Annotated in this window: 31 protein-coding genes; 2 read left to right on the top strand and 29 right to left on the bottom strand. The window is 67.5% G+C overall.

Features of this window, described 5'->3' with window-relative positions:
• Positions 1-45: 45 nt before the first annotated feature.
• On the bottom strand, positions 46-822 hold the full coding sequence (locus tag OG247_RS26065; protein ID WP_327254495.1) for a hypothetical protein: 777 nt from the start codon (positions 820-822) through the stop codon (positions 46-48).
• A 411-nt stretch (positions 823-1,233) separates the two neighbouring features.
• Between OG247_RS26065 and coaA the strand changes: the two genes are divergently transcribed.
• Together coaA and OG247_RS26055 are read left to right on the top strand one after the other, a co-directional pair.
• Positions 1,234-2,169, top strand: a complete 936-nt coding sequence (gene coaA / locus OG247_RS26060) for a type I pantothenate kinase (RefSeq protein WP_327257621.1) — start codon at positions 1,234-1,236, stop codon at positions 2,167-2,169.
• 43 nt (positions 2,170-2,212) lie between these two features.
• Positions 2,213-3,163 carry a DUF389 domain-containing protein gene (locus OG247_RS26055; RefSeq protein WP_327254494.1) on the top strand — a complete coding sequence of 317 codons (951 nt, stop codon included), beginning with the start codon at positions 2,213-2,215 and terminating at the stop codon, positions 3,161-3,163.
• Positions 3,164-3,256: 93 nt separating this feature from the next.
• Here OG247_RS26055 and glmM read toward each other — a convergent pair whose 3' ends face one another.
• From glmM to rplP, 28 genes are all read right to left on the bottom strand, one after another.
• Positions 3,257-4,615, bottom strand: coding sequence for a phosphoglucosamine mutase (glmM, locus tag OG247_RS26050; protein WP_327254493.1), 1,359 nt, complete (start codon positions 4,613-4,615; stop codon positions 3,257-3,259).
• 132 nt (positions 4,616-4,747) lie between these two features.
• Positions 4,748-5,269, bottom strand: a complete 522-nt coding sequence (rpsI, locus tag OG247_RS26045) for a 30S ribosomal protein S9 (protein ID WP_327254492.1) — start codon at positions 5,267-5,269, stop codon at positions 4,748-4,750.
• Positions 5,270-5,315: 46 nt separating this feature from the next.
• Complete coding sequence (rplM, locus tag OG247_RS26040; protein WP_112447734.1) at positions 5,316-5,759, bottom strand: 50S ribosomal protein L13; 444 nt, start codon at positions 5,757-5,759, stop codon at positions 5,316-5,318.
• 234 nt (positions 5,760-5,993) lie between these two features.
• On the bottom strand, positions 5,994-7,253 hold the full coding sequence (locus OG247_RS26035) for a glycosyltransferase family 87 protein (protein WP_327254491.1): 1,260 nt from the start codon (positions 7,251-7,253) through the stop codon (positions 5,994-5,996).
• A gap of 66 nt (positions 7,254-7,319) precedes the next feature.
• On the bottom strand, positions 7,320-8,939 hold the full coding sequence (locus OG247_RS26030) for an ABC-F family ATP-binding cassette domain-containing protein (RefSeq protein ID WP_442813402.1): 1,620 nt from the start codon (positions 8,937-8,939) through the stop codon (positions 7,320-7,322).
• A 42-nt stretch (positions 8,940-8,981) separates the two neighbouring features.
• Entirely contained in the window at positions 8,982-9,833 is an 852-nt protein-coding gene (truA, locus tag OG247_RS26025; protein ID WP_327254489.1) for a tRNA pseudouridine(38-40) synthase TruA, read from the bottom strand.
• 103 nt (positions 9,834-9,936) lie between these two features.
• The gene (rplQ, locus tag OG247_RS26020; protein ID WP_069921530.1) at positions 9,937-10,401 is read right to left on the bottom strand and encodes a 50S ribosomal protein L17; all 465 of its coding nucleotides are present in this window, start codon (positions 10,399-10,401) and stop codon (positions 9,937-9,939) included.
• A 90-nt stretch (positions 10,402-10,491) separates the two neighbouring features.
• Positions 10,492-11,514, bottom strand: a complete 1,023-nt coding sequence (locus OG247_RS26015) for a DNA-directed RNA polymerase subunit alpha (RefSeq protein WP_008739666.1) — start codon at positions 11,512-11,514, stop codon at positions 10,492-10,494.
• Between the two features lie 191 nt (positions 11,515-11,705).
• Complete coding sequence (rpsK, locus tag OG247_RS26010; protein ID WP_006376016.1) at positions 11,706-12,110, bottom strand: 30S ribosomal protein S11; 405 nt, start codon at positions 12,108-12,110, stop codon at positions 11,706-11,708.
• A gap of 54 nt (positions 12,111-12,164) precedes the next feature.
• On the bottom strand, positions 12,165-12,545 hold the full coding sequence (gene rpsM, locus OG247_RS26005; protein WP_053682609.1) for a 30S ribosomal protein S13: 381 nt from the start codon (positions 12,543-12,545) through the stop codon (positions 12,165-12,167).
• A gap of 200 nt (positions 12,546-12,745) precedes the next feature.
• Positions 12,746-12,859, bottom strand: coding sequence for a 50S ribosomal protein L36 (gene rpmJ / locus OG247_RS26000; RefSeq protein ID WP_003956441.1), 114 nt, complete (start codon positions 12,857-12,859; stop codon positions 12,746-12,748).
• 74 nt (positions 12,860-12,933) lie between these two features.
• Entirely contained in the window at positions 12,934-13,155 is a 222-nt protein-coding gene (infA, locus tag OG247_RS25995; RefSeq protein ID WP_003956442.1) for a translation initiation factor IF-1, read from the bottom strand.
• Positions 13,156-13,339: 184 nt separating this feature from the next.
• The gene (gene map, locus OG247_RS25990; RefSeq protein ID WP_327254488.1) at positions 13,340-14,191 is read right to left on the bottom strand and encodes a type I methionyl aminopeptidase; all 852 of its coding nucleotides are present in this window, start codon (positions 14,189-14,191) and stop codon (positions 13,340-13,342) included.
• Between the two features lie 101 nt (positions 14,192-14,292).
• Positions 14,293-14,940, bottom strand: a complete 648-nt coding sequence (locus OG247_RS25985) for an adenylate kinase (protein ID WP_327254487.1) — start codon at positions 14,938-14,940, stop codon at positions 14,293-14,295.
• Entirely contained in the window at positions 14,940-16,256 is a 1,317-nt protein-coding gene (gene secY, locus OG247_RS25980; RefSeq protein ID WP_243333373.1) for a preprotein translocase subunit SecY, read from the bottom strand. The genes OG247_RS25985 and secY overlap by 1 nt, the downstream gene beginning before the upstream one ends.
• A gap of 186 nt (positions 16,257-16,442) precedes the next feature.
• Positions 16,443-16,898 carry a 50S ribosomal protein L15 gene (gene rplO, locus OG247_RS25975; protein ID WP_243333371.1) on the bottom strand — a complete coding sequence of 152 codons (456 nt, stop codon included), beginning with the start codon at positions 16,896-16,898 and terminating at the stop codon, positions 16,443-16,445.
• 1 nt (position 16,899) lies between these two features.
• Positions 16,900-17,082, bottom strand: a complete 183-nt coding sequence (rpmD, locus tag OG247_RS25970; protein WP_112447741.1) for a 50S ribosomal protein L30 — start codon at positions 17,080-17,082, stop codon at positions 16,900-16,902.
• Positions 17,082-17,684, bottom strand: a complete 603-nt coding sequence (rpsE, locus tag OG247_RS25965; protein WP_008739695.1) for a 30S ribosomal protein S5 — start codon at positions 17,682-17,684, stop codon at positions 17,082-17,084. Before rpsE ends, rpmD begins: the two co-directional genes overlap by 1 nt.
• 46 nt (positions 17,685-17,730) lie before the next feature.
• A complete protein-coding gene (rplR, locus tag OG247_RS25960; RefSeq protein ID WP_008739696.1) occupies positions 17,731-18,114 on the bottom strand; it encodes a 50S ribosomal protein L18 in 384 nt (127 codons plus the stop codon).
• Between the two features lie 2 nt (positions 18,115-18,116).
• On the bottom strand, positions 18,117-18,656 hold the full coding sequence (rplF, locus tag OG247_RS25955) for a 50S ribosomal protein L6 (RefSeq protein ID WP_243333369.1): 540 nt from the start codon (positions 18,654-18,656) through the stop codon (positions 18,117-18,119).
• Positions 18,657-18,676: 20 nt separating this feature from the next.
• Positions 18,677-19,075: a 30S ribosomal protein S8 gene (rpsH, locus tag OG247_RS25950; RefSeq protein WP_008739698.1), complete on the bottom strand. Its 399-nt coding sequence runs from the start codon at positions 19,073-19,075 to the stop codon at positions 18,677-18,679.
• A 223-nt stretch (positions 19,076-19,298) separates the two neighbouring features.
• Positions 19,299-19,484 (bottom strand): type Z 30S ribosomal protein S14, encoded by a 186-nt coding sequence (locus tag OG247_RS25945; protein ID WP_003956452.1) that lies wholly within the window; start codon positions 19,482-19,484, stop codon positions 19,299-19,301.
• 5 nt (positions 19,485-19,489) lie between these two features.
• A complete protein-coding gene (gene rplE, locus OG247_RS25940; RefSeq protein WP_030388859.1) occupies positions 19,490-20,041 on the bottom strand; it encodes a 50S ribosomal protein L5 in 552 nt (183 codons plus the stop codon).
• Positions 20,041-20,364, bottom strand: a complete 324-nt coding sequence (gene rplX, locus OG247_RS25935; RefSeq protein WP_215023444.1) for a 50S ribosomal protein L24 — start codon at positions 20,362-20,364, stop codon at positions 20,041-20,043. The genes rplE and rplX overlap by 1 nt, the downstream gene beginning before the upstream one ends.
• 2 nt (positions 20,365-20,366) lie before the next feature.
• A complete protein-coding gene (gene rplN, locus OG247_RS25930; protein ID WP_003956455.1) occupies positions 20,367-20,735 on the bottom strand; it encodes a 50S ribosomal protein L14 in 369 nt (122 codons plus the stop codon).
• A 124-nt stretch (positions 20,736-20,859) separates the two neighbouring features.
• Positions 20,860-21,141 (bottom strand): 30S ribosomal protein S17, encoded by a 282-nt coding sequence (gene rpsQ / locus OG247_RS25925; RefSeq protein ID WP_243333368.1) that lies wholly within the window; start codon positions 21,139-21,141, stop codon positions 20,860-20,862.
• Positions 21,141-21,365: a 50S ribosomal protein L29 gene (gene rpmC, locus OG247_RS25920; RefSeq protein WP_008739703.1), complete on the bottom strand. Its 225-nt coding sequence runs from the start codon at positions 21,363-21,365 to the stop codon at positions 21,141-21,143. Before rpmC ends, rpsQ begins: the two co-directional genes overlap by 1 nt.
• Positions 21,365-21,784, bottom strand: coding sequence for a 50S ribosomal protein L16 (gene rplP / locus OG247_RS25915; protein WP_030026326.1), 420 nt, complete (start codon positions 21,782-21,784; stop codon positions 21,365-21,367). Before rplP ends, rpmC begins: the two co-directional genes overlap by 1 nt.
• Positions 21,785-21,787: the final 3 nt, after the last annotated feature.

The raw sequence follows: 21,787 nt of genomic DNA, 5'->3' as shown, positions 1-21,787 counted from the left end.
GGGGCGGGAGTGGTGCCGGTGGTGGACGGCAGGACGGACGAGCCGTCAGCCGAGCTTCTTGACCTGCGCCGCGACGACGGCCGTCGGCTGCTCGGCGGTACCGGCCAGGCTGATGGCGGAGAAGGTGACGACGGAGTTGCCCTTGCGGACGACCACGAGCTCCGTCGTGGCCTTGTCCCCCGCGTCGTCCAGCTCGATGGTGTAGGCGAGCGCCTCGTCCCCCGCGGTCACGGCGGCGGCGGGAGAGACCTTGCTGATCTTGCTCGAGTCGCCGCCCATCTGGATCCCGAACCCGCCGACGCAGGCCGTGCCCGCGCTCTTGAGGGAGGCGAAGGCCTCTTCCGCGCCCTTGCCGTCGTACGAGGACAGGGCGACGGCCGTGACGGTCGCCCCGAGGGCCTCGAGCCCGGCCTTCGCCTTCTCCTCCTCGCTCGCGTCCGGGCTCGCACCCTTCGGCTTGGCCGCGCCCTTGATCCGCGCGGTGCCCGAGGCGGTTCCGACCGGGGCCATCGACAGCGCCTTGACCAGCGGGAGGCAGGCGGGCTTGTCGCTGGCGACCACCGCACCCCCCTTGACCTCCTCCTCGGTCGCCGGCTTGAGGACGTGGTCGGGCAGGTCCGCCTGGGCCACGAGCAGCGGGCCGAGCTCATCGGCCGTCTTGCCCTTGGCCGCCGCGGCCGCCGGGGCGGAGGCGGAGGCGGACGGCTTGGTGTCGGACTTCCCGTCCGCCGTGCCGGACGAGCCGCCGCACGCCGTGGCGAGCAGCGCCAGGGACACGGCCGAAGCGGACAGGACGGTACGGCGGACGAATGCGGTGCGCATGGTGATGTTCCCCCCACAGGAAAAGTTCCACGGAAAACGGCAGCCCGAGCTGCCGTGATCAACACCGTACGGGCCCCCCGCGCCCGGGGCCCGCCGATGGGTGCGGACACCACTCATCGTGATGCCGACGAGACCGCACGTCATTCCAATCGATACCGCTCCCCGTACAACCCCACCCACCCCGGGCCATAAGACCCCACTCCACGTGACCGACCACACCACCCACGGCGGCCCGTCACCCGTGACAATGGCCCTGTGATCTCTTCGCCGCCACGAAGCACGCCGGACCGCGCAACGGAGCGCCCCGACGGATCGGAGCCCCCGACGCAGGCCCAGCGGGCCCAGCAGACCCGGCACCCCGAGCACGCCGCGCATCCCACGCGCCGCCGGGGCCACGAGGCCTCCCCGTACGTGGACCTCACCCGTGCCGAGTGGAGCGCCCTGCGCGAGCGGACCCCGCTCCCGCTGACGGCCGACGAGGTCGAGCGGCTGCGCGGACTGGGCGATGTCATCGACCTCGACGAGGTCCGCGACGTCTACCTGCCGCTCTCCCGCCTGCTGAACCTGTACGTCGGCGCCACCAGCAATCTGCGCGGCACCCTCAACACCTTCCTCGGCGACGCCGGCAACGGCCACGGCGCGCAGCAGGGCACCCCCTTCGTCATAGGGGTCGCCGGCTCGGTCGCCGTGGGCAAGTCCACGGTGGCCCGTCTCCTCCAGGCGCTGCTGGCCCGCTGGCCGGAGCACCCGCGCGTGGAGCTGGTCACCACCGACGGCTTCCTGTACCCGATGAAGGAGCTGGAGCGGCGCGGGCTGACCGCCCGCAAGGGGTTCCCGGAGTCCTACGACCGCCGGGCGCTGACCCGCTTCGTCGCCGACATCAAGGCGGGCAAGGACGAGGTCAAGGCCCCCGTCTACTCCCACCTGATCTACGACATCGTCCCCGGCGAGGAGCTCGTCGTACGCCGTCCCGACATCCTGATCGTCGAGGGGCTCAACGTCCTGCAGCCCGCCATGCCCGGCAAGGACGGCCGCACCCGGGTCGGTCTCGCCGACTACTTCGACTTCAGCGTGTACGTGGACGCCCGCCCCGAGGACATCGAGCGCTGGTACCTCAACCGGTTCCGCAAGCTCCGCGAGACGGCGTTCCAGAACCCCTTCTCCTACTTCCGCAAGTACACCCAGGTCTCCGAGGAGGAGGCACTGGAGTACGCGCAGACGATGTGGCGGACCATCAACAAGCCCAACCTGCTGGAGAACGTGGCCCCGACCCGCGGCCGCGCCACCCTCGTCGTCCGCAAGGGCCCGGACCACAAGGTGCAGAAGCTGAGTCTGCGCAAGCTCTGAGCGCCACCGGAAACCCGGGGCCGCCAGAGGCTAGGGTGCGGCCATGCTGCATCTACGGATGATCATTCCGTCGGATCGGACCGACGCCGTGGTCAAGATCGTCGAGAGGACGGTCGGCACCACCCATCTGGCCGTGCTGCCCGGCGCCGCCCGCATCCCCCCGGGCGACATCGTGCTGTGCGACGTCGCGCGCGAGGCGGGCGACGAGCTCCTGCACGAGCTCCGGCAGCTCGGCATCGACAAGGACGGGTCGATCGCGGTCGAGAACATCGACCTGTCCCTCTCGGACCGCGCCGACCGGGCCGAGGAGGAGGCCCCGGGCGAGGCCGCCGACGCCGTCCTGTGGGAGCAGTTGAGCGAGGCGACCCACGAGGAGTCCACCCTCACCATCACCTACAGCGCCTTCATGATCGTCGCGACGATGATCGCGGCCTGCGGTGTGGTCCTCGACAACGCCATCCTCATCGTGGGCGCGATGGCGGTCGGACCGGAGTTCGGCCCGCTCGCCGGCGTCTGCACCGCCGTGGTGCAGCGCGCCCCCAAGCTGGCCGTCCGCTCGCTGATCGCCCTGCTGGTGGGCTTCGCCGCCGCGATGGTCGCGACCACCGTCTTCACCCTGGTCATGGACGCGCTCGGCCTGTTCCACCACGACATGCTGGACAAGCCCCGCCCCAACACCAGCTTCATCTGGCAGCCGGACCTGTTCTCGTTCGTCGTGGCCGTGCTCGCCGGCATCGCCGGGGTGCTGTCCCTGACCTCGGCGAAGTCCGGCGCGCTGGTCGGCGTCGCGATCTCGGTGACCACGGTCCCGGCGGCCGCCAACGCGGCCGTGGCCCTCGGCTACGGCGAGTTCGGCCAGATGTCGGGCTCCATCCAGCAGCTGCTGCTGAACCTCTTCGGCATCATGCTGGCCGGCGTCCTGACCCTGCTCTGCCAGAAGCTCCTGTGGCGCTCCCAGCGGGGCCGCTGGAGGCGTACGCCGGCCAAGGCCTGAGCCCCGGCAAGCCCGGCAAGCCCAACAACGACAGCGGCCCCGCACTACGAAGCTTCGTAGCGCGGGGCCGCTGTCGTCACGGGAGGGCGGTCTCTAGCCGAGCGCCGACTTCACGACGTCCGCGAGGCGCCCCGCGACCGAGCGGGCCTGCTCGATGTCGGCGGCCTCCACCATCACCCGCACGAGGGGCTCCGTGCCCGACGGACGCAGCAGTACGCGCCCGGTCGTGCCCAGCTCCCGCTCCGCGTCGGCGACGGCCGCGGCCAGCTCGCCCGAGGTGGTGACCCGCGACCTGTCCACGTCGGGGACGTTGACCAGCACCTGCGGCAGCCGCGTCATGACCCCGGTCAGCTCGGCCAGCGGCGTACCGGTGGCCGCGATCCGGGCCGCCAGCATCAGGCCGGTCAGAGTGCCGTCGCCGGTGGTGGCGTGGTCGAGGATGATCACGTGGCCGGACTGCTCGCCGCCCAGCGCGTACCCGTGCTCCTTCATCGACTCCAGGACGTACCGGTCGCCGACGCCGGTCTGCACGACGTTGATGCCCTCGGACTCCATGGCCAGCTTGAAGCCCAGGTTCGACATCACGGTGGCGACGACGGTGTCCTCGCGCAGGTGCCCGGACTCGCGCATCGCCAGCGCCAGCACCGCGAGGATCTGGTCCCCGTCGACCTCCTCGCCGTTCGCGTCCACGGCGAGGCAGCGGTCGGCGTCCCCGTCGTGCGCGATGCCGAGGTCGGCGCCGTGCTCGACGACGGCCTGCTTCAGCAGACCGAGGTGGGTGGAGCCGCAGCCGTCGTTGATGTTCAGGCCGTCGGGCTCGGCACCGATGGTGACGATCTCCGCGCCGGCCCGGGTGAAGGCCTCGGGCGAGACGTAGGCGGCCGCGCCGTGCGCCTCGTCCAGGACGACCTTGAGGCCGTCGAGACGGTTGGGCAGGACACCCATGAGGTGGGCGACGTACTTGTCGAAGCCCTCGGTGTAGTCGGAGACGCGGCCGACACCGGCGCCCGTCGGGCGGTCCCAGGGAGCACCCGTGCGGTGGTCCTCGTAGACCGCCTCGATCCGGTCCTCCAGCTCGTCGGCGAGCTTGTGACCGCCGCGCGCGAAGAACTTGATGCCGTTGTCGGGCATGGCGTTGTGGCTGGCCGAGAGCATGACGCCGAGGTCGGCGCCCAGCGCACCGGTGAGATACGCCACCGCCGGGGTGGGCAGCACACCGACGCGCAGGACGTCCACGCCCGCGCTCGCGAGGCCGGCGACGACTGCGGCCTCCAGGAACTCGCCCGAGGCCCGGGGGTCCCGGCCCACCACCGCGGTGGCCCTGTGCCCGGCGAAGGTGCCCGCCTCGGCCAGTACGTGCGCGGCCGCCACGGAGAGGCCGAGCGCGAGCTCGGCCGTCAGATCCGCGTTGGCGACGCCTCGTACACCGTCCGTCCCGAAGAGTCGTCCCACTGTTGTCCTCCCGAGTTCACACTTCGCTATGAGCAGTTGTGCCAATTATTTGCCGCTTTTGGCGGTAAACGAACCGCCCCGGCAGCACACAGAGTGCTGCCGGGGCGGATTCGTGCTGAACAGCAGGCGAGATTAACGCTTGCTGTACTGCGGAGCCTTACGGGCCTTCTTGAGACCGGCCTTCTTGCGCTCGACCGCACGGTCGTCGCGGGAGAGGAAGCCGGCCTTCTTCAGCGCCGGGCGGTTGTTGTCCTGGTCCGCCTCGTTCAGCGCACGGGCCACACCGAGGCGCAGGGCGCCGGCCTGGCCGGACACGCCGCCACCCGAGATGCGGGCGATGACGTCGTAGCGGTTGTCGAGCTCGAGCAGCTTGAACGGCTCGTTGACTTCCTGCTGGTGCACCTTGTTGGGGAAGTAGTCCTCAAGGGTGCGACCGTTGATCTTCCACTTGCCGGTGCCCGGAACGATCCGGACGCGGGCGATGGCGTTCTTGCGACGGCCCAGGCCGGCGGCCGGCTGGGGGTCACCGAAGCGACCGGCAAGGGACTCGGACGTGTAGTCACCCTCGACTACGTCCGCGGTCTCGGTGGTGTACTCCTCGACGTTGCCCTCGAACTCTTCGACGGGGGTCGTCTCGGCGGTGGTCTCGGCCACGATGCTCCTCAGAAGTTTCTTGTCTTAGGGGGTGTGGTGGCCGGAACTACTGCGCGACCTGGGTGATCTCGAACGGCACCGGCTGCTGAGCAGCGTGGGGGTGCACATCGCCCGAGTAGACCTTCAGCTTCGAGAGCATCTGACGGCCCAGGGTGTTCTTGGGGATCATGCCCTTGATGGCCTTCTCGACGGCCTTCTCCGGGTTGTTCGCCAGGAGGTCGTCGTAGCGGACCGAACGCAGACCACCCGGGAAACCGGAGTGGCGGTACGCCATCTTCTGGGTCGCCTTGTTGCCGGACAGGTGGACCTTGTCGGCGTTGATGATGATGACAAAGTCGCCCATGTCCATGTGGGGGGCGTAAGTCGGCTTGTGCTTACCCCGCAGGAGGGTAGCGGCCTGGGTCGCCAGACGGCCGAGGACAACGTCCTGGGCGTCGATGACGTGCCACTGGCGCGAGATGTCGCCGGGCTTGGGGCTGAACGTACGCACGCGTATGCCTTCGCTTCTTCAGTGGTGGGTCATCCCCGGGGGGTGAGCCCGAGGGACGGGTCCTGACATGGGTCACCACGGACGATCACGACAGCCCTGGTTCACATCGGAGACGCAACCCGTGTGTACCGCTGGTCATCGGCCCGGTGGACCGGCGTAAGGCAAATTCACGTGAGAATGAGCAAGCCAATACGCATAACGAACCAGCAGGGTACCCCTGAAGACCTGGAAGGGTCAAAACGCGGTCCGCGATCCCGTCTGAACGGGGGTCGCGGCGCACTCCGGTTCGGTCCTGGGTGGGGACCCCGTAGTTCGTACGAGTTCCAGAGTAACCCGGATCGGACGCAGTGCTCGCCGCGCCAGCAGTCCGGCGAGCGCGCACAGGGTCACCATGTCCCTGAATGCCCGCCTCTTGGCCTCGAACTCCGAGGGCCACGGGATGCCCGCGGTCTGGGGCACCAGGGCCACCCAGAACCAGGGCGAGCGCGGCATCGAGCCCGGCCGCACCCCCGAAGCCAGCAGCAGCGGGAGCACCACGATCAGGTAGTGGTCGAAGGAGGGGCGGGACACCAGGAACGCGGCGAGCATCACCATGCAGGCCGTCTCCACCAGCCTCAGCTCGCCCGCGTCGCCGTCCGCCTCGACCGGCCTGCGCCACCGCCGCCAGGTCGCCCACAGCCCGCACCCGGCCCCCGCGAAGGCCAGCGCGACCGCCAGCGGCGCCGGCACCCCCAGCCGGGGCAGCGCGGCGATCGGCGAGGCGTCCCAGGGCAGCGCGTAGGAATCCTGGCCCTGCAACAGGAACGGCAGGGTCTTGGTGAAGAACAGCATCGGGTGCGGCATCATCAGCGCCCCCGCCAGCGACAGCCCCACCGGCACGCCCACCGCCAGGGCCAGCCCCCGCCACTGCCGTGCCAGCAGGAAGAGCAGCCCGAGCGGCACCAGCATCGGCTTGCACGCGATGGCGAGTCCCACCACCAGCCCGGCCGCGGCCCAGTGCTTGCGGTGCGCCAGCAGCAGCGCCACCGGCAGGGCGGCGGCCGAGATGGCCGTCCAGTTCCCGATCAGCACGAGGTTGATGTACGGCTTGTAGGCCAGCGCGAACAGCCCGAAACCGCCGACCGCGAGCCGCGAGCGCACCGGTACGGAGAACAGCCGCAGCGAGGCCCACCAGCCGAGCCCGACGAGCCCGGTCATCCCGAGCGGCAGCACGCAGCGCAGCAGCGGCGCCGGCAGCAGGGCCTCGGGAATCGCCATGATCACGGCGCTGGGCAGGTAGAGGAACCGCTTGTCCTCGTACGGGGACACCCCGGCGAGCAGCGCGTCGGCCGCCTTGACCACGAAGGCGTTGTCCGAGCCCCAGTTCACCCGCAGGCTCGCCGAGACGGCCACCGACAGCAGGATGACCAGCCCCACGAACCGCCAGGACCGGGGGGCCGGCCGCAGCAGCCAGGCCACCCCCCGGTCCCAGGAGGACGGGCTGTCCCACTTCATGACCCAGACACTCGGCCGCAGCCCCACAACGAAGTCCCCTCGACCCAAGCCGGGGGTGGTCTCCCCCTAGCGCTTCCGCTCGACCCTACGTTCGTCCCAGACGGGTTCCGTAGTCTCTCGCACAACACCGTCTGAACCGAAGACCAGGTAACGGTCAAATGTGCGGGCGAACCACCGGTCGTGCGTGACGCACAGCACAGTGCCGTCGTACGCCTCCAGCCCGTCCTGCAGTGCTTCCGCCGATTCCAGGTCCAGGTTGTCCGTCGGCTCGTCCAGGAGCAGCGCCGTCGTACCCGCGAGCTCCAGCAGCAGGATCTGGAAACGCGCCTGCTGGCCGCCCGAGAGCCTCTCGAAGGGCTGCTCGCCCTGGCGCTCCAGCTCGTAGCGGCGCAGGGCACCCATCGCCTGGCCCAGCGGCTTGGCCGCCTCCGTCCACAGGATGTCGACGAGCGTGCGGCCGAACAGCTCGGGGTGGGCGTGGGTCTGCGCGAAGTGGCCGGGGACCACGCGGGCGCCGAGCTTCCACGTACCCGTGTGCTTGACGTCCTCCCCCGCCATCAGGCGCAGGAAGTGGGACTTCCCGGAGCCGTTCGAGCCCAGGACCGCGACCCGCTCCCCGTAGAAGACCTCCAGGGAGAAGGGCTTCATCAGCCCGGTGAGCTCCAGGTTCTCGACGGTGAGCGCGCGCACGCCCGTACGGCCGCCCTTGAGCCGCATCTTGATGTCCTGCTCGCGCGGCGGCTCGGGCGGCGGACCGGCCTCCTCGAACTTCTTGAAGCGGGTCTGCATCGCGTGGTACCGCGAGGCCATGTCCGGGCTGATCGCGGCCTGGCCGCGCAGTCGCAGCACCAGGGCCTTCAGCCGGGCGTGCTCCTCGTCCCAGCGCCGCTTGAGCTCCTCGAATCGCGCGAAGCGCTCCTTGCGGGCGGCGTGGAACGTGCCGAAGCCCTCGCCGTGCACCCAGACGTCGGAGCCGTTCGGGCTCGCCTCCAGGCTGATGATCTTCTCGGCGGCCTGGGTCAGCAGCTCACGGTCGTGGCTGACGAAGAGCACCGTCTTGCGGGTGGCCGCCAGCTGCTCCTCCAGCCACCGCTTGCCCGGGACGTCCAGGTAGTTGTCCGGCTCGTCGAGCAGCAGCACCTCGTCCGGCCCGCGCAGCAGCGCCTCCAGGACCAGCCGCTTCTGCTCACCGCCCGAGAGCGTGCGCACCTCGCGGAACTGCGCCGAGTCGTACGGGATCGCCAGCGCGGCCATCGTGCAGACGTCCCACAGGGTCTCCGCCTCGTACCCCTGCACGTCGGCCCAGTCGCTGAGCGCCTGCGCGTAGGCCATCTGGGCGGGCTCGTCGTCCACCGTCAGGATCAGCTGCTCGGCCCGGTCCACCGCCTTGGCGGCCTCCCGGATCCGCGGCTGGGCCACCGAGACCAGCAGGTCCCGTACGGTCGTCTCGTCGCGGACCGAGCCCACGAACTGCGACATCACGCCCAGCCCGCCGCTCACGGTGACGGAGCCGCCGTGCGGCTGGAGCTCACCGGAGATCATCTTCAGCAGCGTGGTCTTGCCGGCCCCGTTCGCCCCGACCAGGGCGACGACCGACCCCTCCCCCACCCGGAAGGAGACGTCGGGGAGCAGGACCCGCCCGTCGGGAAGGTAGTACTCCAGGTGGCTGGCTTCGAGATGTCCCATGCCGGGCATTGTCCAGGTCCGGCGCCGATCCGCCCAAACGGATTAGCAGCAGCCGGCTCCCGGCAGCGTCCGCAGGTTCCGTGCTTCCTTGCTGCGGGCGGCCAGCAGCTCGTCGGCGGGGTAGCCGACCTCCTCCAGCGTCAGCCCGTGCGGCTTGACCACGTGCACCGAGGAGTCCCGTACGGCCGCGGCCAGCACCTTCCCGGGCCAGTCGGTCGTCCGGTGGCCGTCGCCCACGTGCAGCAGGGCGCCGACCAGCGAGCGCACCATGTTGTGGCAGAAGGCGTCGGCGCGGACGGTCGCGGTGATGATGCCCTCCGCGTCCCGCTCCCAGCTGAGCTGCTGGAGCGTACGGATCGTCGTGGCCCCCTCGCGCTTCTTGCAGTACGCGGCGAAGTCGTGCTCCCCGACCAGTGCGGCGGCGGCCTCGTTCATGGCGTCCACGTCGAGCGGCCACTGGTACCAGAGCACGTGTCCGCGGCGCAGCGGGTCCACCCCGGCCTGGTGGTCGCCGACGCGGTAGGCGTAGCGGCGCCAGATCGCGGAGAACCGCGCGTTGAACCCGGCGGGGGCCTCGGCGGCCTTCCACACCCGTACGTCGTGCGGCAGCCGCCCGGCGAGGCGGCGCAGCAGCTTGTCCCGGTGCTCGGCCCACACCTCGTCCCGTACGTCGAACTGCGCGACCTGTCCGCGCGCGTGCACACCCGCGTCGGTCCGGCCGGCCACGGTCAGCTCCACCGGGTCGGGCAGCCGCATCACGGTCTGCAGGGCCGACTCCAGCTCGCCCTGGACGGTCCGCAGCACGCGCTGCTTCGCCCAGCCGGAGAAGTCCTTGCCGTCGTAACTCAGGTCCAGCCTGACCCGGACGTGCCCGGGCTCCACCTCGTCACTCACGTGACAGATCCTCTCAGCTGCGTCTTGTGCACCCATGCAGAACGGGCCCGCCCCGGAAGGGGGCGGGCCCGTTCAGAGCCGTTCAGCGTGATCCCGGAAGGGATCAGGCCTCCTTGGTCTCCTCGGCGGCGGGAGCCTCAGTGGCCTCCGCCTCCTTCACGGCGCGCTTGGTGGCGGCCTCGGCCTCACCAGTGGCCTGCTGGGCGACCGTGAGGGCCTCGACCAGCTCGATCACGGCCATCGGGGCGTTGTCGCCACGACGGTTGCCGATCTTGGTGATGCGCGTGTAACCACCGGGGCGGTTCTCGTAGCGCGGGGCGATCTCGGTGAACAGCGTGTGCACGATGCTCTTGTCCGTGATCGTCTGCAGCACCAGGCGACGGTTGTGGATGTCGCCCTTCTTGGCCTTGGTCACCAGACGCTCGGCGTAGGGACGCAGGCGACGGGCCTTGGCCTCGGTGGTGGTGATGCGGCCGTGCTCGAAGAGCGCCTTCGCGAGGTTCGCGAGGAGGTGCTTCTCGTGCGCGGCGCTGCCGCCCAGACGGGCACCCTTTGCGGGACGCGGCATGGTCATACTCCTTCATATCTGCACCGGCCGTGTCAGGTACCGGTGTCAGTTCCCCCGAGGCGGATGCCGCGGGAAAGTTTCTGGTGGTGCTTAGTACTGCTCGGTCTCGACGAAACCGGCGTCCGCGTCGTCGTCGGCGCCGAAGGCGTCGGCAGCGGCGGTCGGGTCGAATCCGGGCGGGCTGTCCTTGAGGGCCAGGCCCATGCCGGCCAGCTTCGCCTTGACCTCGTCGATCGACTTCGCACCGAAGTTGCGGATGTCGAGCAGGTCGGCCTCGGAGCGGGCGACGAGCTCACCCACGGAGTGGATGCCCTCGCGCTTGAGGCAGTTGTACGACCGAACGGTGAGCTCGAGCTCCTCGATCGGCAGGGCGAGATCAGCGGCCAGGGCCGCGTCCGTCGGCGAGGGGCCCATGTCGATGCCCTCGGCGTCGATGTTGAGCTCGCGGGCCAGACCGAACAGCTCGACCAGGGTCTTGCCGGCGGACGCCATGGCGTCGCGCGGGCGCATGGCCTGCTTGGTCTCGACGTCGACGATCAGCTTGTCGAAGTCGGTGCGCTGCTCGACTCGGGTCGCCTCGACCTTGTAGGTGACCTTGAGGACCGGGCTGTAGATGGAGTCGATCGGGATGCGACCGATCTCCTGGCCCAGCTGCTTGTTCTGGACGGCGGAGACGTAGCCGCGACCGCGCTCGACGGTCAGCTCCATCTCCAGCTTGCCCTTGCCGTTGAGCGTGGCGAGGACCAGGTCCGGGTTGTGCACCTCGACACCGGCCGGGGGCGCGATGTCGGCAGCGGTGACCAGGCCGGGACCCTGCTTGCGCAGGTACATCACGACCGGCTCGTCGTGCTCCGAGGAGACGACCAGCTGCTTGATGTTGAGGATGATGTCGGTGACGTCTTCCTTGACACCCGGCACGGTGGTGAACTCGTGCAGGACGCCGTCCACGCGGATGCTGGTGACAGCGGCACCCGGGATCGAGGACAGGAGCGTGCGGCGGAGCGAGTTGCCGAGGGTGTAGCCGAAGCCCGGCTCGAGCGGCTCGATCACGAACCGCGAGCGGTACTCGTCTACGACCTCTTCGGTCAGCGAGGGGCGCTGAGCGATAAGCATGTGGATTCCTTCATTCGTGGACGCCCACTATTTGACGCCCGACGGAGTGCAGCACGGGGCTGCGACTTACAAGGGTACGGGCGGTACGTCCCCCGCGAGGGGTTCGTACCGCCCGGACACTCAAAGACGCACAGGTGCGAAGCCTGAGCGAGCCTCGTCAAACGCGGCGGCGCGGATCGCGCCGCCCCGGATCAGACGCGGCGACGCTTGGGCGGACGGCAGCCGTTGTGCGGGGTGGGGGTGACGTCCTGGATCGAGCCGACCTCCAGGCCAGTGGCCTGCAGGGAGCGGATCGCGGTCTCACGGCCGGAGCCGGGACCCTTGACGAAGACGTCGACCTTGCGCATGCCGTGCTCCTGCGCGCGACGGGCAGCCGACTCGGCGGCCATCTGCGCGGCGAAGGGGGTGGACTTGCGCGAGCCCTTGAAGCCGACGTGGCCGGCGGAGGCCCAGGAGATCACGTTGCCCGCGGGGTCCGTGATCGAAACGATGGTGTTGTTGAACGTGCTCTTGATGTGGGCGTGCCCATGAGCGACGTTCTTCTTTTCCTTGCGGCGCACCTTCTTGGCAGCGCCCTGACGACCCTTGGGGGGCATCTAAATCTCCTACGGGAGGTGGTCGGTCCTACAGCGCAAGACCGCTGAACAGGACTACTTCTTGCCCGGCTTCTTCTTACCGGCGATCGCGCGACGCGGACCCTTGCGGGTACGGGCGTTCGTGCTGGTGCGCTGACCGTGCACGGGCAGGCCACGACGGTGGCGAACACCCTGGTAGCACTGGATCTCGACCTTGCGGCGGATGTCGGCCTGGATCTCGCGGCGGAGGTCACCCTCGGTGCGGAGGTTGGCGTCCACGTACTCGCGGATCTTGACCAGGTCCTCTTCGGCCAGGTCACGAACGCGGGTGTCGGGGTTCACACCGGTGGCCGCAAGGATTTCCTTGGACCGGGTGCGACCGACACCGAAGACGTAGGTAAGTGCGATCTCCACACGCTTTTCGCGCGGGATGTCAACACCGGAAACGCGTGCCATTCAATGGCTCCTGTGTGTTCGGGGGTCTTCCGCAGAACCGAACCCCGACCGCCGACCACACCTGCTGGGTGGTGGTACGCCCGGGTCCCCGGCCCCCGCCGGAGGTGCCGCCGGTCCTGGTCAGGACTGGGCGGGTTCTGCGTATGTACGTTTTCTTACGTCGCGCGAAGAACTGCGTAGTGCAGGTCGGTCGGCGTGCGTCAGCCCTGGCGCTGCTTGTGGCGCAGGTTGTCGCAGATGACCATGACCCGACCGTGACGGCGGATCACCTTGCACTTGTCGCAGATCTTCTTGACGCTCGGCTTGACCTTCATGTTGGTGAGGTTCTCCGGGTCAGTGCCACCACCCGCGCCGGGACAGGATGTCCGGACGGGAGTGAAAGCAAGATCTACTTGTATCGGTAGACGATCCGGCCACGCGTCAGGTCGTACGGAGAGAGCTCCACGACAACCCGGTCATCAGGAAGGATGCGGATGTAGTGCATGCGCATCTTGCCGCTGATGTGCGCGAGGACCTTGTGACCGTTCTGGAGTTCCACCTTGAACATCGCGTTCGGGAGGGACTCGATCACGGTGCCCTCGATTTCGATGGCACCTTGCTTCTTGGCCACGCTTCGCCTTTCGAATCGGCTACCTTGATCAGCTCCCCGCCTTCGCATGCGGACATGCGGGTGCAAAGGAGCCGACGAGTCAGTCTACGTCAGGGCCCACTGAAAGACGAATCCGGAAAGTGTGCCCTACAGGATAGATCATCAATCCTGGTCATACCGGTTGGCCCAGCCGGGCCGCCCCGGCTCAGCCCAGCGGGTCCGGCGCCGTCGTCACGCCGTACTCCGCCAGCTTCGCCTTGCCGCAGTCCGGGGAGGTCAGGACGATCGGTCCCTCCTCGGTCAGGGCGATGGAGTGCTCCCAGTGCGAGGACCAGGTGCCGTCCGTGGTGATGACCGTCCAGTCGTCCGCCAGGACCTCCGTCTGGGCGGTGCCCAGGGAGACCATCGGCTCGATCGCCAGGCACAGGCCCGGGACGAGCTTGATGCCCTTGCCCCGCTTGCGCGAGACGTAGTTCAACAGGTGCGGGTCCATGTGCATCTCGGAACCGATGCCGTGGCCGCCGTAGTCCTCGATGATCCCGAACTTGCCGAGGCTGTGCTCGCCCGTGGTCGGACGCGGCTGCCGCTTGATGTACGTCTCGATCGCCTTCGAGATGTCCACGAGGCGGTTGCCGAGCTTCATGGCGGCGATCCCGGCCCACATGGACTCCTCGGTCACCCGGGAGAGCTCCACGAGCTCAGGGGCGTGTCCAGAGCCCACGAAGGCGGTGTACGCGGCGTCGCCGTGCCAGCCGTCGATGATCGCGCCGGCGTCGATCGAGATGATGTCGCCGTCCTTGAGGACCGTCTTGTCGTCGGGGATGCCGTGGACCACGACCTCGTTGACCGAGGTGCAGATGGTCGCGGGGAACCCGCCGTACCCGAGGAAGTTCGACTTGGCACCGGCGTCCGCGATGACCTTGCGGGCCACCATGTCCAGATCGCGTGTCGTGGCGCCGGGCACGGCCGCCTCACGGGTCGCCGCGTGGATCGCAGCGACGACCAGCCCCGCCTCACGCATCTTCGCGATCTGCTCGGGGGTCTTGATCTGGACCATGACTAACCTGCCACCTTCGGATTCGGGTCTTTCAACAGTACGGCCGCGGCGTCCAGGGGACACCGCGGCCGGGGCTGCACTAACGGATGACGCTGCAATGACTACTTCTTCAAGGCGTCCATCGCGCGCTGCGTGACGTCCTTGACCTCACCGAGGGCCGGGATCGTCGACACGAGGCCCTGGGCCTTGTAGTAGTCGATGATCGGCTCGGTCTGGGTGTGGTAGACGTCCAGGCGGTTGCGGACCGCGTCCTCGGACTGGTCCTCACGCACGTACAGCTCGCCGCCGCAGATGTCGCAGACACCCTCGACCTTGGGCGGCTGGTACGCGATGTGGAAGACGTGCCCGCCGTCGTTGCGGCAGGTACGGCGGCCGGCGAGGCGCTTGACGACCTCGTCCTCCTCGACCTCCAGGTCGAGGACGGCGTCGAGGTTCATGCCCGCGGTCTTCAGCATCTCGTCCAGGGCTTCCGCCTGGGAGACGTTGCGCGGGAAACCGTCCAGCAGGAAGCCGCCGACGGCGTCGGGCTGCTCCATGCGGTCCTTCGCCATGCCGATGGTGATCTCGTCCGGGACGAGGTCGCCCGCGTCCATGAACGCCTTCGCGCGACGGCCGAGCTCGGTGCCCTGGCTGATGTTGGCCCGGAACAGGTCGCCCGTGGAGATGTGCGGGATCGACAAGGTCTTGGCAAGGACAGTCGCCTGCGTTCCCTTGCCCGCACCGGGCGGGCCGACGAGGACGATTCGCATCAGCGGAGGAACCCTTCGTAATTACGCTGTTGGAGCTGGCTCTCGATCTGCTTCACGGTTTCCAGACCCACACCCACGATGATCAGGATGCTCGTCCCGCCGAACGGGAAGTTCTGGTTCGCTCCGAAGCCGGCCAACGCCATCGTCGGCACAAGAGCGATCAGACCCAGGTACAGCGACCCCGGCCAGGTGATCCGGTTGAGTACGTAGCTCAGGTACTCGGCGGTAGGCCGACCGGCGCGGATGCCCGGAATGAACCCACCATACTTCTTCATGTTGTCTGCAACTTCCTCGGGGTTGAACGAGATCGCCACGTAGAAGAACGCGAAGAAGACGATCAGGAGGAAGTAGGTCGCGATGTAGTACGGGTGGTCGCCCTTGACGAAGTGCTTCTGGATCCAGGTGGCCCAGCCGGCGGTGGAACCGCTGAACTGCACGACCAGTGCCGGGATGTAGAGCAGCGACGAGGCGAAGATGACGGGGATGATGCCCGCCTGGTTCACCTTGAGCGGGATGTAGGTCGAGGTACCGCCGTACGCACGGCGGCCGATCATGCGCTTCGCGTACTGGACCGGGATCCGGCGCTGCGCCTGCTCGACGAAGACCACCAGGCCCACCATCGCGAGGCCGACCAGCATGACCACGCCGAACTCGACCCAGCCGTCCGCGATCTTGCCCTGCTCCTTGATGGCCCACAGGGATCCGATGAAGCCCGCGGCGATCGAGATGAACATCAGGATCGACATGCCGTTGCCGATGCCCCGGTCGGTGATGAGCTCACCGAGCCACATGACGACACAGGTACCGGCGGTCATGGTGAGCACCATGACGACGGTGGTGAAGATCGACCGGTCGGGAACGATCTGACTGGCGACCGAGCAGTTCTGGAACAGGGCGCCGCTGCGGGCGGTGGCGACGAGGCCGGTGCCCTGCAGGATCGCCAGCGCGACCGTCAGATAGCGCGTGTACTGAGTGATCTTCGACGTGCCGGCCTGGCCCTCTTTCTTGAGGGTCTCCAGCTTCGGGATGACCACGGTCAGCAGCTGCAAGATGATGCTCGCCGTGATGTACGGCATGATGCCGAGCGCAAAGATCGTGATCTGCAGCAGCGCACCGCCACTGAACATGTTGACCAGACCGAAGAGCCCGCCGTTCTGGCCGGACGCCTGATCAACACAGATCTGGACGTTCGTATAGCTCACGCCGGGAACGGGAACGTGGGACCCGAGCCGGAACAGCACGATGATGCCGAGCGTGAAGAGCAGTTTCTTGCGCAGGTCGGGCGTCTTGAACGCCCGGGCGAACGCGGTTAGCACGGTGCCTCCTGCGACCCCCGCGCTACTGCGTCAGAGGTGACGGTCTGAGGGATCGACGAATGTGTACAAGCAAAGGTGCAGGCCACCTTACCGGCGTCTGCACCTTCCATGGAACGACCAACCGGGGATGCCCCATATGTGAGGCACCCCCGGTCGGGTTTCTAGCTATTTGTCACTGAGTTCGTCTTAGACGAGCTCGGTCACAGAGCCACCAGCGGCGGCAATCTTCTCCTTGGCGGAGCCGGAGACGGCGTCAACCGAAACCTGCAGCGCCACGGAGATCTCGCCCTGGCCCAGGACCTTGACGAGGCTGTTCTTGCGAACCGCGCCCTTGGCGACCAGGTCGGCCACCGTGACCTCTCCACCCTCGGGGTAGAGAGCGCCGAGCTTGTCCAGGTTCACGACCTGGAACTCGGTGCGGAACGGGTTCTTGAAGCCCTTGAGCTTCGGCAGACGCATGTGGAGGGGCATCTGCCCACCCTCGAAGCGCTGCGGGATCTGGTAGCGGGCCTTCTGGCCCTTCGTACCACGACCGGCCGTCTTACCCTTCGACGCCTCACCACGACCGACACGGGTCTTCGCGGTCTTGGCGCCGGGGGCGGGACGGAGGTTGTGGGCCTTCAGCGGGCTGCTCTCAGCCATGTTAGTCAACCTCCTCAACCGTCACGAGGTGGCGGACGGTGTGAACCATTCCGCGGAACTCGGGGCGGTCCTCCTTGACGACGACGTCGTTCAGGCGCTTGAGCCCGAGCGAACGCAGCGTGTCACGGTGGTTCTGCTTGCTGCCGATGTACGACTTGATCTGCGTGACCTTGAGGCGAGCCATTACGCACCCGCCCCAGCACGTGCACGGAGCAGAGCCGCGGGAGCGACGTCCTCGAGGGGCAGACCACGGCGAGCCGCGATCTCCTCGGGACGCTGCAGACCCTTGAGGGCCGCCACGGTCGCGTGCACGATGTTGATCGCGTTGGAAGAACCAAGCGACTTCGACAGGATGTCGTGAACGCCGGCGCACTCCAGAACGGCGCGCACCGGGCCACCGGCGATAACACCGGTACCGGGGGCGGCCGGCTTCAGCAGCACGACGCCCGCGGCACGCTCACCCGTGATCGGGTGAGGAATGGTGCCCTGGATGCGCGGAACCTTGAAGAAGGACTTCTTGGCTTCCTCGACACCCTTGGCAATGGCCGCGGGAACTTCCTTGGCCTTGCCGTAACCGACACCTACAGTGCCGTCACCGTCGCCCACCACGACCAGCGCGGTGAAGCTGAAGCGGCGACCACCCTTGACAACCTTGGCGACGCGGTTGATCGCGACAACGCGCTCAACGTAAGCGGTCTTCTCGGCGGCAGGGCCACCGTCGCGACCCTTCCGGTCCCGCCGCTCGCCGCCACCGGCACCGCTTCCGCGGCGCTGGGGTCCAGCCATTGGATTACCTCTCTCTGTTACGTCCGTGAGTCCCGGAAAACGGGGCTTAGAACTTCAGCCCGGCTTCGCGGGCGGCGTCAGCCAGAGCGGCAATGCGCCCGGCGTATCGGTTGCCACCGCGGTCGAACACGACGGTCTCGACACCCGCGGCCTTGGCACGCTCGGCGACGAGTGCGCCGACGGCCTGGGCCTGGGCGCTCTTGTCGCCTTCGCCACCGCGGATCGAGGTGTCCAGGGTCGACGCGGACGCCAGGGTGTGACCCTGGAGGTCGTCGATGACCTGAGCAACGATGTTGCGGTTGGAACGCGTCACGACGAGGCGCGGACGCTCCGCCGTACCCGAGACGTTCTTGCGGATGCGGATGTGGCGGCGGGCCTTGGCGGCACGCTTGTACGCGTCGCCCTTGGCGATCTTTACACCGTATGCCATGGCTACTTACCAGCCTTTCCGACCTTGCGGCGGATGACTTCGCCGGCGTACTTGACACCCTTGGCCTTGTACGGGTCGGGCTTCCGCAGCTTGCGGATGTTGGCGGCGACCTCGCCGACCTTCTGCTTGTCGATGCCCTCGACCGAGAACTTGGTGGGCGACTCGACCTTGAAGGAGATGCCCTCGGGCGCCTCGATCAGGATCGGGTGGCTGTAGCCAAGCTGGAACTCCAGGTTGGAGCCCTTCGCGGCGACGCGGTAACCGACACCGCTGATCTCAAGAGCCTTGACGTAACCCGTGGTCACGCCGGTGATCATGTTCGCCACCAGCGTGCGGGACAGGCCGTGCAGGGCCTTGTTCTGACGCTCGTCGTTGGGGCGGGTGACGTTCAGAACGCCGTCCTCACCCTTGACGATCTCGATCGGCGCCTTGACGGTGAGCGCGAGGGAACCCTTGGGGCCCTTCACAGCCACTGCCTGGCCGTCGATGGTGACGTCCACACCGGCGGGAACCTGGATGGGGAGCTTGCCGATTCGCGACATTGCTTTTCCTCCGTTCCCGACTACCAGACGTAGGCGAGGACTTCCCCACCTACGCCCTTCTTGCCTGCCTGCTGGCCGGTGAGCAGACCGTGGGACGTGGAGATGATCGCCACGCCCAGGCCGCCGAGCACCTTCGGCAGGTTGGTGGACTTTGCGTACACACGCAGACCGGGCTTCGAGATCCGCTTGATGCCCGCAATGGAGCGCTCGCGGTTCGGGCCGAACTTCAGCTCGAGGACGAGGTTCTTGCCGACCTCGGCGTCCTCGACCTTCCAGCCGGTGATGAAACCCTCCTGCTTGAGGATTTCTGCGATGTGCGACTTGATCTTGCTGTGCGGCATCACGACGGAGTCGTGGTACGCCGAGTTAGCGTTACGCAGACGCGTGAGCATGTCTGCGATCGGGTCAGTCATGGTCATGAAGTGGCCTTCGGCCTCTCTCGCCGGGGTTTCCTGTATGCGCCATCCCTCTCCCCACTCAGTGGCGGGACGGGTGCGGTGCGGGGACCTACGGCGTAGTAAGTCGTTATGGGCGGCGGACGCCCAACCACACAAGCCTAAGGCATGCGCGGCCGGGCATCCGCCGACCAGATGCTTACCGAGAGTGCCTGGTACTCCTCAAGTCCTTGCGGACGAGAGGGAATTACCAGGAGCTCTTGGTCACGCCCGGCAGCTCGCCACGGTGAGCCATCTCACGAAGGCAGACGCGGCACAGGCCGAACTTGCGGTACACGGAGTGGGGGCGACCGCAGCGCTGGCAGCGGGTGTACGCACGCACACCGAACTTGGGCTTACGGGCAGCCTTCGCGATGAGAGCCTTCTTCGCCATCTCGCTTACGCCTCCTTGAAGGGGAAGCCGAGGTGACGAAGGAGGGCGCGGCCCTCGTCGTCGTTGGTCGCCGTGGTGACCACGGTGATGTCCATACCCCGGGTACGGTCGATCTTGTCCTGGTCGATCTCGTGGAACATGACCTGCTCCGTGAGACCGAAGGTGTAGTTGCCACGGCCGTCGAACTGCTTCGGCGACAGACCACGGAAGTCACGGATACGCGGCAGCGCGAGCGACAGCGTACGGTCCAGGAACTCCCACATGCGGTCACCACGGAGGGTGACGTGGCAGCCGATCGGCTGACCCTCGCGCAGCTTGAACTGCGCGATGGACTTGCGGGCCTTCGTGACGGCCGGCTTCTGACCGGTGATCGTCGTCAGGTCCTTGATGGCGCCGTCGATCAGCTTGGAGTCGCGGGCGGCGTCGCCCACACCCATGTTGACCACGATCTTCACGAGGCCGGGAATCTGCATGACGTTCTCGTAGGAGAACTCTTCACGCAGCTTGCCCGCGATGTCCTCGCGGTACTTCGTCTTGAGACGCGGAGTGGTAGCCATCAGATGTCCTCACCCGTCCGCTTGGCAACGCGGATCTTGTTGCCCTCGTCATCGAAGCGGAAACCGACGCGGGTAACGACCTTCTGGCCGTCCTTCTCCACAACCAGCTGAACGTTGCTGACGTGGATCGGCGCCTCGGTGATCACGATGCCACCGGTCTGCGAGCCACCAGCGGTCTGGCCGGCCTTGGTGTGCTTCTTGACCCGGTTGACACCCTCGACGAGGACGCGGTTCTCAGTAGGGATGGCCAGAATGACCTTGCCCTGCTTGCCCTTGTCCTTACCGGTGATGACCTGAACCAGGTCGCCCTTCTTGATCTTCATGCTTACAGCACCTCCGGCGCGAGCGAGATGATCTTCATGAACTTCTTCTCGCGCAGCTCACGGCCCACCGGGCCGAAGATACGGGTGCCGCGAGGGTCGCCGTCGTTCTTCAGAATGACGGCGGCGTTCTCGTCGAAGCGGATGTACGAGCCGTCCTGGCGGCGGCGTTCCTTCACGGTGCGAACGATGACCGCCTTGACGACGTCACCCTTCTTCACGTTGCCACCGGGGATCGCGTCCTTGACGGTGGCAACGATGACGTCACCGATGCCCGCGTAGCGGCGACCGGAACCACCGAGAACACGGATGCAAAGGATCTCCTTGGCACCAGTGTTGTCGGCGACACGCAGTCGCGACTCCTGCTGGATCACGTCTATCTCCTGTTTGTCTGCCGGTTCCCGGCGGGGGCATCACTCCGAAGAGCTACCGCCCCCACCGAGCCTGGCGGAACGAACCTGAGGGGCCCCTGGGCTTGATGCCCAGGGCCTCAGATAATTACTTGGCCTTCTCGAGGATCTCGACGATGCGCCAGCGCTTGCTCGCCGACAGCGGACGCGTCTCCATGATGAGGACGCGGTCGCCGACGCCGGCAGCGTTCTGCTCGTCGTGCGCCTTGAGCTTGTTGGTACGGCGGATGACCTTGCCGTAGAGCGCGTGCTTCACGCGGTCCTCGACAGCGACGACGACGGTCTTGTCCATCTTGTCGCTGACGACAAGACCCTCACGGGTCTTGCGGAAGCCGCGGTCAGTCGTCTCAGTCACGTTCTTCTCGCTCATCAGGCGCTCTCCACCGTCTCGATACCGAGCTCACGCTCGTGCATCAGGGTGTAGATGCGAGCGATGTCCTTACGGACGGACTTGAGCCGGCCGTTGTTCTCCAGCTGACCCGTGGCCGCCTGGAAGCGCAGCTTGAACAGCTCTTCCTTGGCCTCGCGCAGCTTGCCAACGAGCTCCTCGTTACCGAGCTCACGCAGCTCGGACGCCTTGGTTCCCGTCGCCATCACGACTCACCTGCCTCGCGCCGAACAATCCGGCACTTCATCGGAAGCTTGTGAGCAGCGCGGGTGAGCGCCTCACGAGCAATCTTCTCGTTCGGGTAGGACAGCTCGAACATGACCCGGCCCGGGTGCACGTTCGCGATCCACCACTCGGGAGAACCCTTACCGGAACCCATGCGGGTCTCGGCAGGCTTCTTCGTCAGGGGACGGTCCGGGTAGATGTTGATCCAGACCTTGCCGCCACGCTTGATGTGGCGGGTCATCGCGATACGAGCCGCCTCGATCTGGCGGTTCGTCACGTAGGCGGGGGTAAGCGCCTGGATGCCGTACTCGCCGAACGAGACCTCAGTACCGCCCTTGGCCATACCGCGGCGCTTCGGGTGGTGCTGCTTGCGGTGCTTGACCCTACGAGGGATCAGCATGTC

This window comes from Streptomyces sp. NBC_01244 (assembly GCF_035987325.1).
Lineage (GTDB): Bacteria > Actinomycetota > Actinomycetes > Streptomycetales > Streptomycetaceae > Streptomyces.
This window is presented reverse-complemented; position numbering and strand designations above follow the sequence as displayed.